This window comes from Salegentibacter tibetensis (genome assembly GCF_020164485.1).
Classification (GTDB): domain Bacteria; phylum Bacteroidota; class Bacteroidia; order Flavobacteriales; family Flavobacteriaceae; genus Salegentibacter; species Salegentibacter tibetensis.
The window spans coordinates 32245-46165 of sequence record NZ_JAIQZA010000018.1; the positions used below are offsets into that span (position 1 = coordinate 32245).

Here is a 13921-nt window from a genome sequence, read left to right on the forward strand (position 1 = left end):
AGAACATACCCTTAGACTACTGAAATAAAGACTTCTACATAATCACATCTCGTAAATTATATTGTGAATAAAGCAAAAGAGGCAGTCTGAAAAGGTTTATAAAATCGTCATTCTAAACTGGTTTCAGAATCTAAGATGTTGATAATCAAAATATGTTAGAAGCTGAACCAAGTTCAGCTTGACGAAACCAGATCTTTTCAGACAGCCTCTTTAAAAGTTTATGAATATTTTTTTTACTAAAAATCAAATTTATAAGTTGCTCCGGCAAGAACCTGTAATCCCTGAACCCTAAAGTTTGTCCAACGTTGGTAATCATTGTTCAACAAGTTGCTTCCTTTTGCAAATATCGAAAGTCTTTCATTAAAGCGGTAGCCCAAATGAGCATTCACATCAAAAAAGCTGTCAAGTGTAACTGTACTCATTGTTGGTTCTCCTGCTGAAGCTACCCTTTCCTGATCAAAACGCTCGCCAATATAGAATAAGTTAGCTCCTGTGTACCACTTCTCGTTAATTTGGTAATCGGCATTTAATGAGGCTTTAAAATCTGGAAGATTCCAGGCTTCTACTTCGTTGTCTGTGCTGTAATTAAAGTATTCAGCATTAATTCCAAGACGAAAGTTTCGGTTTACATCAACATTTACTTCTCCGGCAACCGACAGGGTTTTTACATCATCATAAACTACTTCAAAGGAATTCCCGTAAGCATAATTTTCAGCCATTAAATCGTTCGCCTGCGCATTTCGCTTAAACAATGCTTTGTTGAATTGCGACTCATAGCCTGTTTTAAAATTATAAGAAATACTATTACTCAATTTTCCTTTAGCCCCAACGTACGCATTGTACTCATTGTCGGTTGGCCTAATTTCTAAGCTTGGAGATACATAAGGATTTTCCTGAATAAACCTGTAATAGGTGTTTTGTTGCAGTCCACCTTCCAGCCCGGCATAAGGCGTAAAATAATCACCGCCCAACCTGTAACTTGCTGTTACTTTTGGATAGATATAAAAGTTGCCATCGCTGTTTTCAATATCCTGACTATAGAAAAAAGCCACACCAAGATTTAAGGTAAGGTCGTCCCTTAGAATTAATAGACTGGGATTAATGCCAAAGTTCATAAAGGTATATTCATAATTTTCCGTAGCCAGAAATTGCTCTCCCATTTGACCATTTACGATATCTGTATAGATATTTGTGGTAATTAATTCATCACCGATATTAACTTCAAAAGTACCACGGGTATCAAAATGATTTTCTGCAGTGGAATATGCATCACCCGTATGTCTGAATTTTGCCTTTGCGTTATCAAAAAACGAATCGTAAAGTTCTATTTCCCCACCTGCATAAGCTGAGAAATAATTCTGAGAAGGGTTTATTGCATTTATTTCTGCATTACTGAAATTAGCATTTTGCGGTAATCCATACCAGTTAAAAAGTTGGTGCTGGGCCCCTACTTCGGTTTTCCATCCCAAATTACGTGTTTTAGAATTATAGCTTAAGTTTAATTCGGTATCATAAAATTTATCATCCAGTGCTACTCCTTCAATACCACCTTGAGATGAATTATGATCTAAATAGATTCCAAAATTATCGCTTCGGCTTACTTCCAGGTTGCTGTAAAATTCGGCTAGAAGGTTACCGTAATTTCCAAAACCAAGACTCGCATAATTATCGTAAACCTTTACCGGTCTCTCCCTTTCTACGGTAGTAGCACGTCCTTTCGCAGGAGTAAACGTAGATGCCACCGGAACAGAAAATATACTGTATTGCACCGGCCTTTTTTCTGTCCTAACAGAATCTGACTGGCTGGGAGTTTGCTTTATCTTGTTAGCATCTTGCACCGTAGGGGTATATGGCTTTATAACCGTTACAGTTTCGCTATCTATAGGATCCTGAGCAAAAAGAACCCCACTAATTAAAAACGTACTTAAAAACAGGCTTCTTTTTATTGAAAACATTTGCATATAGAAATTCTTAAATGTTAGATTGAAAGTTGAATTAGTTATTTGCTTCTACTGAAGAATTGGTTTTTGCCGCTTCTGTCTTTATCCTGGAGAGTTCCCGCTTTGCTTCCTGTACAATTTCAGGATAGTTGGGGAAATTCTTAATTACATTTTCCAAAATATAAGTGGCCTGATAAGTGTCGTCCAGTTCGTAGAAGTTATCGGCCATTAAGACCAAACCTTTTGCTCCCCAACGTTTATAACCGGAAAAATCTTTAGCCAGGATTTGTACCGCTGCATTGGAAGCTTCGAAGTTTCCGCTTTCATTTTTAAAATAAGCATCATAATATAAAGCCTCGGCAGCCAATTCTCCTTTGGCTGTTTTTTGCACTTCGGAATATGCGCTTTTCGCTTTACCCATATTTCCTGAAGCAAAAGCTGCACGAGCCACAATAACACGGGCATCGGTTCTAGCTTCTGAATCTGATGCTGAATTAGCCAATACCTTATCGGCGTAATTAGCAGCTTTTTCCGGCTGATTTAATTCCAGGTAAGATTTCATAAGGTTAGATTGTGCAAAAATTACATTTTGCTCAGAGCTGGCTTCTTTTTCAAGCTTCTCCAAATAACCAACGGCTTCGCGATAGTTTTCATTTTCCAGCAAGATTTCAGATAACCTTGAAAGTGCCTGTTCGGTAAATTCATTTTTAGGTTTATCGGCTACAAAACGGTATTTAGCTGCTGCTTTGTCTTTGCTTCCATTTCTAAAATATAATTGCGCTAAATAGAAATTCGCGTTTATAGAATGGATTCCCTTAGGAAAACGTTGCAGGTAATTTTCAAATCCGCTAATCGCCCTGTCATATTCATTATTAAAATATTGATTTTCGGCAGATTCGTAAGTAGTGTTATCCAAATCGGCATCAGTTACTTCAACAAAATCTATATTTCTTACCCAGCTGGCATATTCATCGGTACGGCCTAGATCTACATAAACCATTCTCGCGGTAGAAACTGCCTGTTTGGCTTCGGGTGTATTTGGATAATCGCTAACCACTTTCTTTAACCTTTCCAGCGCGCGGTTTCCATTATCGGCATTATAATGAATCAAGGCCTGGCGTAGCATCGCTTTGGGTACAAACGCACTTTGTGGCACTTCCCTGATTAAACGATCGTAAGAAGTTAAAGCTTCGCTAGTATTGTTGGCTGAAACATAAGTGTTTCCAAGCTCATACATTGCATCGTCCCTAAAAGAGGAACGGGAATACTGATTTATAAAGCTGCGAAGTTCAGAAATTTTGGTATCTCTTCTGTCAATAAATCCGTAGCTCATCGCTTTTTGAAAAGCAGCATAATCATTCTCTCCACTTAGCGAAAGTGCTTTATCATAGGCTTCAATTGCCGGCCAGTACTGGCTGCTTACAAAATATGTATCTCCCAGTCTTAGCAAAGCATCATTCCGGCGGGCCACATCATTAGAGCCATTTTCAGAATAACGCTTAAAATATTCTATCGCTCTGGAATATTCATTCTTTTTAAAATATGCATATCCAAGGTTATAATCCAGGTTATCCAGTTCCTCTGTACCCTGTGCGGCATTCATCCCTGAAAATTCACGGTAGCCAATTACTGCCTCATCTATTCGGTTAATATTATATTCACTTTCAGCTTTCCAAAAGGTAGCTTTTGCAGTTATCTGTTGATCCCTGGGCTCAGAGAGCGCTTTCTCGAAATTAGTTATAGCTTTTGCATAATCACCATCTTCATAAAGTTGAAGTCCGTAATAATAAGCTACTTTTTGATAAGCTTGTTTATCGCTGAAATTGCGATTGTCTTCTAACAAACGCATAGCCTCTTCAAAATTTCCGGAGGTAAGGAAAGAGTCTATTAGCAAACTTTCCATGGCCGCCCTGTTTTCAGAATTTGGATATTTTTCAATAAAATTTATCAAAACCTGGGACGGACTCTCATAACTGTTACCAATCTCATAACTCAGCTTAGCGTAATTCATATAGGCATCTTCCTGGATTTTTGGATTGAAATCCATTTCTCCGGCATTCTTAAAAGCGTTTAAGGCCTGTTGCTTTTGATTGGATTCCAAATAAGATTGCGCTAAATGATAATAAGCGTTTTGCGCGATCTCGTTCCTCCCATCTATAATTTTATTAAATTCAGAGATCGCTTTTTCGTAATCTCCTTGTTTATAATAAGCATATCCCAACTGGTAATAATCTGTATTATTCCACCTCCCGCGGTCCCCGCTATATTCGGTTAGATAAGGCAAAGCCTCTTCATACTGCTCTAAGTTGAAATAACTTTCACCAATAATCTTATTTAATTGCGAACGCTCTATGCGGTTAGAACTTTGTAATTGTTCTTTGGCAAGTTTAATAGCCTCTTCAAAATTTCCCAGTTTAAAATTCATATCGGCCTGGAAATAAGAAAGGTCTTCACTGTATCGATCGTTACTACTTACCTCCTCAAAATATTCGTTGGCTTGTTCATAATCATCGCCCTCGTAGGCCATATAACCAATATAATATTTAGCTTGAGAACCGTATTCCTGAGAATTACGAACCCTTTCTAAATACTTACGAGCTTCATCATATTGTTTTGCTCTGAAATAGGCATAGCCATTATTAAAATAATAGCGATCCCTGTCTGCCCGGCTCATGCTCTTTTCATCAACTTTATCGTACCATTTGCGGGCCAGGGAATATTTTCCGGTCTGAAAATAATAATCGGCTACATCAAGATAAGCCGAATTGGTTTTTGTGCTGGTAGGATAACGGCTTACAAAACGCTCCATTAACCTATCGGCACCGGGTTGATTTAATCTTACGGCCGCATTGGCAATATAGTAAGCACAATCTCCCTCAATTTTCTCGTCTTCGGTTTGCTCTTTAACTTCATCGAACAGGTTTTGGGCAGCCAAAAACTGCTGATTGTTATAAAGTTCAAGGGCTTTATTAAATTCAGCGAGATCGTGAGTATAATTGGCCGACCGCTGTGAATTTCCGTGAAAAGAGAAGAATATTAAAACAACAAACAGGATAATTTTGTTAGGTGTCATTTATAGATTTTTAAGTTGATGATTCAAAGATAATTTAAACCTTGCTTTATTAACGCCGATATAAAGTGATAATTATGTTAATGTAAAAAAAAGTAAACCCGCGGCTTTTGAAAAATGTATATTTACCGATATTTTTACACTGAAGAAAAGCCTTAACTTTTATGTCTAATACCGTCCTGGAATTAAAGAACGCTGCTATTTATCAGCGTGAAAGCCTTATTTTATCTGAAGTAGATGTACACATAAACAAAGGCGAATTTGTTTATCTTATTGGTAAAACCGGAACCGGAAAAAGTAGTTTTATGAAAACTCTTTACGGCGATTTACCACTAAATGAAGGTGAAGGGACTATAGTAGATTTTAATTTGCGGACGCTTAAGGAAAAAGACATTCCTTTTCTTAGAAGGAAACTTGGCGTTGTTTTTCAGGATTTTAAATTGTTAACCGATAGAAATATTAAAGACAATTTGCTTTTTGTGCTGAAAGCCACAGGCTGGAAAGACCAGAAAGGTATGGATAGCAAAATAGATGAAGTGCTGGATAAAGTAGGGATGAAATCTAAAGGATTTAAATATCCTTATCAGCTCTCCGGCGGGGAACAGCAACGTGTTGCTATTGCACGCGCTCTTTTAAATGACCCCGAACTCATCCTTGCCGATGAACCTACCGGCAACCTTGATCCGCAAACTTCAGTAGAAGTTATGGAAGTGCTACAGGAAATCAGTAAAAACGGAAACACCATCCTTATGGCTACGCACGATTATGCTTTATTGCTGAAATATCCTTCCAAAACCTTAAAATGTGATGGGCAACGTGTTTTTGAGGTTGTTCAAAAATCTGTTTAGGGCTGAACCTCATCAGCTTTTACCCTGTGCGGTTTTTTATTGATAAAAAGGTAGTAAAAATTTACGCCTACAATAACCGCATTGGTAATAATCACCGGCCAGGAATTGATTAAAATTCCGTAGATAATAAAGAAAATACAGCCCAGGCTATTTACAATTCTAAGCTTGAGGATATTTTTCATAAAGAAAGAAATCGCGACGAAAAAAGAGGACAGGTAACCTATCCATTCTGTTAGACTAATTCCCAGGAATTCCATATAAAAAAAGAAGAGTTTGTTTGAAAAGTTCTCAAGCTCGTCATTCTGAACTCGTTTCAGAATCTAAAATGTTAGAACCTGAAACAAGTTCAGGTTGACGGAAAAGGACAATCCAAACAAACTCTTTAAAGTTGAGTGATTAAACTATTTTATTTCTCTTTCTCTCGTTTTCTGTCAGGTAGATTTTACGCAACCTTAGGTGACTTGGAGTAACCTCAACATATTCATCTTTCTGAATGTATTCCAGAGCTTCTTCCAAAGAAAATTTAAGTGCAGGTACAATCTTAGCTTTATCATCTGCACCCGAAGAACGTACGTTAGAAAGTTTTTTGGTCTTGGTTATATTTACCGCCATATCATCCTGACGTGAATTTTCACCAATTACCTGACCCTCATAAATTTCTTCTCCCGGATCTACGAAAAACTTCCCTCTATCCTGAAGTTTATCTATAGAATAAGGAATTGCTTTTCCGCGTTCCATAGAGATCAACGAACCGTTTTGTCTTTGTGGAATTCCCCCTTTTAATGGCTGATATTCCTTGAAACGGTGCGCCATAATAGCTTCACCTGCCGTAGCAGTAAGCAATTGATTACGCAAACCTATAATTCCTCTTGAAGGAATCAAAAACTGAATAATCATTCGCTCGCCACGGGTTTCCATGCTTAGCATTTCTCCCTTTCGCATCGTTACCATTTCTACAGCTTTTCCTGAAACTTCTTCAGGTAAATCTATAGTTAGTTCTTCTACCGGCTCACATTTTTCACCATCAATTTCCTTGATAATCACCTGTGGCTGACCAATCTGAAGCTCATAACCTTCTCTCCTCATCGTTTCGATAAGAACAGAAAGGTGCATTACTCCACGGCCATAAACCAAAAATTTATCGGCACTATCGGTTTCCTTTACCCTAAGAGCAAGGTTTTTCTCTAATTCTTTGGTAAGTCTTTCTTTAATATGCCTTGAAGTCACAAACTTTCCATCTTTTCCAAAGAAAGGAGAATCGTTAATTGTGAAAAGCATACTCATTGTAGGCTCATCTATAGCGATGGTTTTAAGACCTTCAGGATTTTCAATATCGGCTACGGTATCACCAATTTCAAAACCTTCAAGACCAACAATAGCACAAATATCACCTAGCTGAACTTCTTCTACTTTTTTACGGCCTAAACCTTCAAAAATAAAAAGTTCTTTAATTCTTGTCTTTTTAATACTACCATCACGCTTCACTAAAGAAACCTGCATTCCTTCTTTTAAATGCCCGCGTTGAACCCTCCCAATAGCAATTCTTCCGGTAAAAGAAGAGAAATCTAAAGAAGTAATAAGCATTTGCGGAGAACCTTCCTGTACTTTAGGAGATGGAATGTGTTCCAAAACCATATCAAGAAGCGGTTCAATATTTTCTGTTTTTTCGTTAGGATCGTCGCTCATCCAGTTGTTTAGAGCAGAACCATAAACAGTTGGAAAATCAAGCTGCCATTCTTCGGCGCCCAATTCAAACATAAGGTCAAAAACCTTTTCGTGTACTTCATCTGGAGTACAGTTTGGTTTATCTACCTTGTTTACTACAACGCAAGGTTTTAAACCAAGATCTATAGCTTTTTGCAATACAAAACGGGTTTGTGGCATTGGGCCTTCAAAGGCATCTACCAGTAATAGCACCCCATCGGCCATATTCAATACTCGTTCTACCTCTCCACCAAAGTCGGCGTGGCCAGGAGTATCAATAATATTGATCTTGGTGTCTTTATAGACTACCGATACGTTTTTTGAAGTAATTGTAATACCACGTTCACGTTCCTGGTCGTTGTTATCCAGGATAAGATCTCCGGTGTTCTGGTTATCCCTGAACAAACGGCAGTGATACATAATTTTGTCTACCAGGGTAGTTTTACCGTGGTCTACGTGCGCGATAATCGCGATGTTTTTAATAGCTGTCATATAAGCGCCTCATTTTTAAGGCTGCAAATGTACGTCTTATTTTAAAGAAACAAGTATCTAATGCTACTTATTCAAAATAAAATATCCAGGGACAAACAAACTGTAAATCAATAAGTTAATCTAAAACAAAAGAATCAGAGAAATTAGGAGGCGGGTTTTAGCTTTTTGTAAACGAAAAAACCAAAATAAATAGCGGCAATTGTTCCAAAACCAATGCTTAATAATGGTTCTTCCGGTCTTTGGTAAATAAAGAAAATGGTGGCTGCAGTCATTATTACCGCATTAATAAGCAAACGCTTAGGTGTATAATAATTGCTAAATTGTTCTTTTAATCCTCCCATAGTTGAAATTTTTGCAAAGCTATGAAATTAAAAACAATTTCAATTCTCGTCGGCCGAGGGACCATAGGTAGCAGGCACCGGAATATCCAGCAATCTAAAACATACCCCTAGTTGTGCCCTGTGATGCGGCAACTGGTTAAGCACCATCATTCTAAGCACAGAGTATTTAGGCATATCCATTAAAACCTTTCCGTCCTGGATCATTTTCCAGTTTTTTTCAAATTCCTTTTCCGGTTTTCTTAAAGCTGCTTCTGCTTCAGAAGTATTATTTTGTAATACTTCAATCATTTCCTCAACAGTATCAAAATCCGGAGATTTATATCCGGCCATGTCCATTTCATCCATTTCCATGGTAGCGGTAATCCAGCTCGGGATTTCAGCCAGATGATTTGCCAATTGCCGTATGCTCATAGATTTTTTATGTGGCCGCCAATCCATTTTATCCGGTGGGATTCGCTTTAAAAATTTTTCAGTGATTACTACTTCGTGCTGAAGTTCAGATATTAAAAGATTTTGTAGTTCCATTGTTTTAAAAATTAACAAGGAAAATTACAACAATAACTTCTTGAATTTCGGGTCATCTTACAAAAATCAAACTCGGGAAAACACCTAATTTTTGAATTGCTCCTACCGCTTAATTCTTTTATCTTTGTCATCTCAATTCCTTATTTATGAAACTTGACCAAATACCTCAACTAAAACACACAGATTCCAACAACTTCTTTTTACTTGCCGGCCCTTGTGCTATTGAAGGCGAAGAAATGGCGCTTAGAATAGCCGAAAAAGTGGTGGAAATCACCAATAAACTGGAGATTCCTTATGTTTTTAAAGGTTCTTTTAAAAAGGCAAACCGCAGCCGAATTGATAGTTTTACCGGAATTGGCGATGAAAAAGCCTTAAAAATCCTACGTAAAGTTTCAGAAACTTTTGAAATTCCAACCATAACCGATGTTCACGAAGTAAGCGACGCGAAAATGGCTGCTGAATACGTAGATATTCTGCAAATCCCTGCTTTTTTGGTTAGGCAAACAGATTTGGTAGTAGCAGCTGCAGAAACCGGAAAAGTGGTCAACCTAAAAAAGGGACAATTTATGAGTCCCGAAAGCATGAAACACGCCGTGACAAAGGTAACAGACTGTAATAACGAACAGGTAATGGTTACCGATCGAGGGACAATGTTTGGCTACCAGGATATGATCGTAGATTTTAGAGGAATTCCCACAATGCGTGAATTTGCTCCTACTGTTTTAGATGTCACGCATTCATTGCAACAGCCTAACCAAAGCAGCGGTGTTACCGGGGGAAGACCGGAAATGATTGAAACCATTGCACGTGCAGGCGTGGTAAATAAAGTAGACGGTTTATTTATTGAAACCCATTTTGATCCTGCAAATGCGAAAAGTGATGGCGCTAATATGTTAGACTTAAAACATTTAGAAAAATTACTAAGCAATTTAGTCGCGATAAGAAAGACAGTAAGTAAATTATAGAGATTTCCATAGGTTTAAACAGTAGAATTAGTTTGATAAATTTTCAAAGTAATTTTCGCAACTAAGCTTTCTCTTTCTAAAGAAAAGCAGGTGATTTCCAACAAATTTTCCACTCGAATAACAGATACAAAGTTGGAACCAGTATAATATCAATAGTGGGAAAACTTCAATAAAAACTGCAATATTTTTGATATCTACTTGTAGATAAATATAGCTTATAACTCTCTTAGTTAGGAATTTAATAATTAAATATAAGTTAATCATTAAGCCAGTAACCAGTTTTCATTATAAATTAAGTTAATTTGAAATTTAAACAATCAAAATAATCTTAATGAGGAACCGGGGTGCCTTTTCCTATAATCTACTTTTGGCTATTTTCTGTATTTTTATAATAGCTCCATTAACAGCCCAGGAAGAACCTGAAGTTTCTGTTGGCGGAGCGCTGCGTTATAATTATAACTTATCTTCCTGGAAGGATGGCCAAAAAAGCCGTGGTGGTGATTTTGGTTACGATATCTTTAGAGTAAACTTTAACGCGAAATACAAAGGCGTTTACTTAAATGCTGAATATCGTCTTTATTCTGATGCTTTTGGAGGTGGTGTGATGAAACAGGGATGGATGGGATATAAATTTAACGAGATAGACGAAATTCAGATTGGGTTAACGCAAGTCCCTTTTGGCATTCAGCAATATAACTCCCATAATTGGTTCTTCAACTTAACTTATTATATGGGGTTGGAAGACGATCATGATATGGGTGTAAAATATATTCACGCTGGTGTAAAATATGAATATCACTTTGCATTCTTTAAAAACTCTGAAGAATTACGATTTGGAAGTGACACCGAATCTTCCACCAGCCGATATTCCTATGATGTAGTTGGCAGAAACAAAGAAGTGAACCAATTTAACGGAAAATTCGTTTATAAATTTGGAAATAAAGCAGCAAATAGATTAGGGGTTTCAGCACAATACGGCGGACTTTATAATTTAGACACCCAGGAAACCGGAAATCATTACGGTTTAGCCGCACATTACGAAATCACTCAAAACCGCTGGAATTTAAAAGCGCAGGCTTTAACGGCTTCCCACAATCCTATAAATGCTGAAGGAGAAAGCAGGGATGCCCTAAGTTTTGGAGCTTATGGTGCTCCCTACCAGGTTGCTGCCGACTTTAATTTATATTCCCTCGCAATCTCCAGAAATGTTCCAGTAAACCTGGGGCCTATTTCCAACCTGGAATTCTACAACGATTTTGGTTATATGCAAAAACATAAAAGCAGTTTTACAGACTCTTATATGAACGTTACAGGAGTATTGGTTACCGCGGGGCAGGTATATACTTATATAGATTACGCTGCGGGGTACAATCATTCCTGGTTGGGAGGTAATTTTGTAGATGATTTTGCAGCCGGTAATCCCAATGCTAAATGGGAAGCAAGATTTAACATCAATATAGGCTACTATTTTTAATTTAATTTCTGAAAACCAATTGTATGACAAAGAAAGTTACCAGAAGCGATGAGAAAAAATCAATATTTGGATTGGAAGTAAACGGACCCGTTTTCTTCATTTCCTCTTTTATTATCATTGTGAGTATCGCCTTGACCCTTATTTTCGAGAAACAGGCAGAATCAGCATTTTCAGATATTCAGAACGCCGTTGCCAATAATGCCGACTGGTTTTTTATTCTGTGTGTAAATATTTTTTTAATATTTCTCATCTATCTCGCACTGGGACCCTTTGGCAAACTTAGAATAGGCGGACATAAAGCAAAAACCGAATTTAAAACACTTTCCTGGTTTGCAATGCTGTTTAGTGCCGGGATGGGAATCGGATTATTGTTCTTTAGCGTGGGAGAGCCTGTAATGCATTTCACCACTCCGCCCACCGCCGAACCTGGAACTGCAGCAGCAGCTCAGGAAGCTATGAATTTCACTTTTTTACACTGGGGTTTTCACGCCTGGGGCGTTTACGCTTTAGTTGGGCTGGCACTTGCCTATTTCACCTATACCCGGGGCTTACCCCTTACCATCAGATCTATTTTTTATCCATTTTTAGGAGATAAAATCTACGGAAAGATTGGAGATGCCATAGATATTTTCGCGGTTTTAGCTACTTTATTTGGGCTGGCAACGTCTCTTGGATTTGGAGTGCAGCAAATAGCTTCAGGTCTGGATCACGTTTTCAATGTACCCAGCGGTATTACCACCCAGGTCCTTTTGATTGCTGGAATTACTCTTATTGCTACAATTTCGGTAGTATTAGGTGTAGATAAAGGAGTTAAGTTTCTAAGCGAATGGAATATGAGGGTTGCCCTGGTTTTGCTGGGATTAGCACTAATACTGGGGCCTACTGTATTTATTTTTAGATCTTTTGTTGAAAACACCGGAAGCTATTTATACAATTTCATTGAAATTTCTACCTGGAGCGAAACTTTTACCGGTGGTTCCTGGCAAAACGACTGGACTGTATTTTACTGGGGATGGTGGATTGGCTGGTCGCCGTTTGTAGGAATGTTTATTGCACGAATTTCTAAGGGTAGAACTATTAGAGAGTTTGTACTGGGTGTTTTATTAGTACCCTCTTTGGTTACCTTCTTCTGGCTTTCAGCCTTTGGCAGTGTTTCAGTTCAGGAGGCTCTGGGTGGAGATATGAGTATAATAAATGCGGTTAATGATGATATTGCCACTGCCCTCTTCGTTTTCTTTGAAGATTATCCGCTTTCCATGGTAATAAATGTTGTGGCAGTAATTCTAATTGCCGGTTTCTTTGTTACTTCATCAGATTCAGGTTCATTGGTTATTGATAGTTTAACCTCCGGAGGAAAAATAGATGCTCCAAAGGGACAACGTGTATTTTGGGCGGTAACCGAGGGTACAGTAGCGGCAGTACTCCTAATTGGTGGAGGTTTACAGGCCTTACAAACAGCTACTATTGTAACTGGTCTACCATTTGCGGTTATCCTGCTAATTATGTGTTACTCGCTGTATAAAGGATTAAAGGAAGATCTTGTTGAAATTAAGGATAAAAAAGAACAAAAAGAAATAGAGAATTATGAGGAGATCGTAAATGATATCGTTAAAAAAAGAAATCTCGGAAAAAATAAAGAACAAAACTAAAAACAGGTATTATGGAAAAATTCACTAATATTCTCGTTGCCCTGGACCTTTCAGAAATAGACAATTCCCTTATAAAATACGCCTCTTTCCTGGCCGATAAATTAAAGGTTGATAAGATGTATTTTGTGCATAATATCAAGAAGTATGAAATTTCTTCGCTTTTTGAAGAACAGTTAAAAGATATTAACCTGGATGAACTTATTGGAGATGAACTGAACGAAAAAGTGGAAACCCATTTTAGCAGTAAAGCCGATTGGGAGGTACTTATTTCTGAAGATCCTTATACCGAATCCCTGATAGGTTATATCGTTAATAAATATTATATAGATCTGGTGATAGTTGGAAACAAGAATAATAAAAAAGGCACCGGGGTTATCAGCAATAAGTTGCTTAGGCTGCTTAAATGTGATATTTTATCTATCCCGAGGGATTTCCCCCCGGAAATTAAAAATATTTGGGCCGGCACCGATTTTTCTCGTGAATCCCGAAAAATATTCAATATAGCGCAAATGCTTCAAAAAGCTACCTCGGCACCCGTAACAGCAGCTCATGTTTATTCGGTACCGGTGCAGTTTTCACCCTATGTTTCTATAAAAGATATGGTCCCAACAATTGAAAAACATGCAAAGCAGAAAAGCGAAAAGTTTATGAGCAAATTAGATTTTAAAGGTGAAATAACCTCCAGAATTATTCCGGGAAGAGATTCCAGTGTGGCAAGTAATTTACTGGATTTTGCGAATAAAAATGATGTAGATGTTTTAATCGTGGCCGATAAAGGTGCTAATAATATTTCCAACCTTTTAGTAGGAAGTGTGACCGAAGAACTATTTGGGGAAAACCCTGAATTACCTTTATGGGTTTCTAAATAGGTTTGGTGATTCTAATCGAGAGATTATTATGGTCAAGCTATCCC

At 37.7% G+C, this 13921-nt stretch carries 11 protein-coding genes; 5 read left to right on the top strand and 6 right to left on the bottom strand.

All coding sequences use genetic code 11. The features are described 5' to 3' along the window. Window positions 1-236 precede the first annotated feature (236 nt). Together LB467_RS10705 and LB467_RS10710 are read right to left on the bottom strand one after the other, a co-directional pair. Entirely contained in the window at window positions 237-1955 is a 1719-nt protein-coding gene (locus LB467_RS10705; protein WP_224474031.1) for a porin family protein, read from the bottom strand. Window positions 1956-1995: 40 nt separating this feature from the next. Next, a complete protein-coding gene (locus LB467_RS10710; RefSeq protein WP_224474032.1) occupies window positions 1996-5013 on the bottom strand; it encodes a tetratricopeptide repeat protein in 3018 nt (1005 codons plus the stop codon). Between the two features lie 161 nt (window positions 5014-5174). Between LB467_RS10710 and LB467_RS10715 the strand changes: the two genes are divergently transcribed. Further along, window positions 5175-5858, top strand: coding sequence for a cell division ATP-binding protein FtsE (locus LB467_RS10715; protein WP_224474033.1), 684 nt, complete (start codon window positions 5175-5177; stop codon window positions 5856-5858). Here LB467_RS10715 and LB467_RS10720 read toward each other — a convergent pair. The 4 genes from LB467_RS10720 to LB467_RS10735 form a co-directional block, all read right to left on the bottom strand. Further along, window positions 5855-6115 (bottom strand): YgjV family protein, encoded by a 261-nt coding sequence (locus LB467_RS10720; protein ID WP_224474034.1) that lies wholly within the window; start codon window positions 6113-6115, stop codon window positions 5855-5857. The genes LB467_RS10715 and LB467_RS10720 overlap by 4 nt on opposite strands. A gap of 139 nt (window positions 6116-6254) precedes the next feature. Then, the gene (gene typA, locus LB467_RS10725) at window positions 6255-8054 is read right to left on the bottom strand and encodes a translational GTPase TypA (RefSeq protein WP_224474035.1); all 1800 of its coding nucleotides are present in this window, start codon (window positions 8052-8054) and stop codon (window positions 6255-6257) included. Between the two features lie 143 nt (window positions 8055-8197). Continuing rightward, the gene (locus LB467_RS10730; protein WP_224474036.1) at window positions 8198-8395 is read right to left on the bottom strand and encodes a hypothetical protein; all 198 of its coding nucleotides are present in this window, start codon (window positions 8393-8395) and stop codon (window positions 8198-8200) included. Window positions 8396-8434: 39 nt separating this feature from the next. After that, window positions 8435-8920 carry a DinB family protein gene (locus tag LB467_RS10735; RefSeq protein WP_224474037.1) on the bottom strand — a complete coding sequence of 162 codons (486 nt, stop codon included), beginning with the start codon at window positions 8918-8920 and terminating at the stop codon, window positions 8435-8437. 146 nt (window positions 8921-9066) lie between these two features. On the opposite strand from LB467_RS10735, the gene kdsA reads away from it, so the two are divergent. The 4 genes from kdsA to LB467_RS10755 all read left to right on the top strand — a co-directional run bounded on the left by kdsA (window position 9067) and on the right by LB467_RS10755 (window position 13877). Beyond that, entirely contained in the window at window positions 9067-9885 is an 819-nt protein-coding gene (kdsA, locus tag LB467_RS10740) for a 3-deoxy-8-phosphooctulonate synthase (protein WP_224474038.1), read from the top strand. Between the two features lie 331 nt (window positions 9886-10216). Then, window positions 10217-11359 (top strand): hypothetical protein, encoded by a 1143-nt coding sequence (locus LB467_RS10745; protein ID WP_224474039.1) that lies wholly within the window; start codon window positions 10217-10219, stop codon window positions 11357-11359. Window positions 11360-11382: 23 nt separating this feature from the next. Further along, window positions 11383-13008 (top strand): BCCT family transporter, encoded by a 1626-nt coding sequence (locus tag LB467_RS10750; RefSeq protein ID WP_224474040.1) that lies wholly within the window; start codon window positions 11383-11385, stop codon window positions 13006-13008. 11 nt (window positions 13009-13019) lie between these two features. Then, window positions 13020-13877, top strand: coding sequence for a universal stress protein (locus tag LB467_RS10755; protein WP_224474041.1), 858 nt, complete (start codon window positions 13020-13022; stop codon window positions 13875-13877). The last annotated feature ends 44 nt before the right edge of the window (window positions 13878-13921 follow it).

Bases quoted from the DNA above. Each gene is read 5' to 3' on its own strand.
- typA (WP_224474035.1), bottom strand. From the start codon at position 8,054: ATGACAGCTATTAAAAACATCGCGATTATCGCGCACGTAGACCACGGT.
- LB467_RS10710 (WP_224474032.1), bottom strand. From the start codon at position 5,013: ATGACACCTAACAAAATTATCCTGTTTGTTGTTTTAATATTCTTCTCT.
- LB467_RS10735 (WP_224474037.1), bottom strand. From the start codon at position 8,920: ATGGAACTACAAAATCTTTTAATATCTGAACTTCAGCACGAAGTAGTA.
- LB467_RS10755 (WP_224474041.1), top strand. From the start codon at position 13,020: ATGGAAAAATTCACTAATATTCTCGTTGCCCTGGACCTTTCAGAAATA.
- LB467_RS10745 (WP_224474039.1), top strand. From the start codon at position 10,217: ATGAGGAACCGGGGTGCCTTTTCCTATAATCTACTTTTGGCTATTTTC.
- LB467_RS10750 (WP_224474040.1), top strand. From the start codon at position 11,383: ATGACAAAGAAAGTTACCAGAAGCGATGAGAAAAAATCAATATTTGGA.
- LB467_RS10720 (WP_224474034.1), bottom strand. From the start codon at position 6,115: ATGGAATTCCTGGGAATTAGTCTAACAGAATGGATAGGTTACCTGTCC.
- LB467_RS10705 (WP_224474031.1), bottom strand. From the start codon at position 1,955: ATGTTTTCAATAAAAAGAAGCCTGTTTTTAAGTACGTTTTTAATTAGT.
- LB467_RS10730 (WP_224474036.1), bottom strand. From the start codon at position 8,395: ATGGGAGGATTAAAAGAACAATTTAGCAATTATTATACACCTAAGCGT.
- kdsA (WP_224474038.1), top strand. From the start codon at position 9,067: ATGAAACTTGACCAAATACCTCAACTAAAACACACAGATTCCAACAAC.
- LB467_RS10715 (WP_224474033.1), top strand. From the start codon at position 5,175: ATGTCTAATACCGTCCTGGAATTAAAGAACGCTGCTATTTATCAGCGT.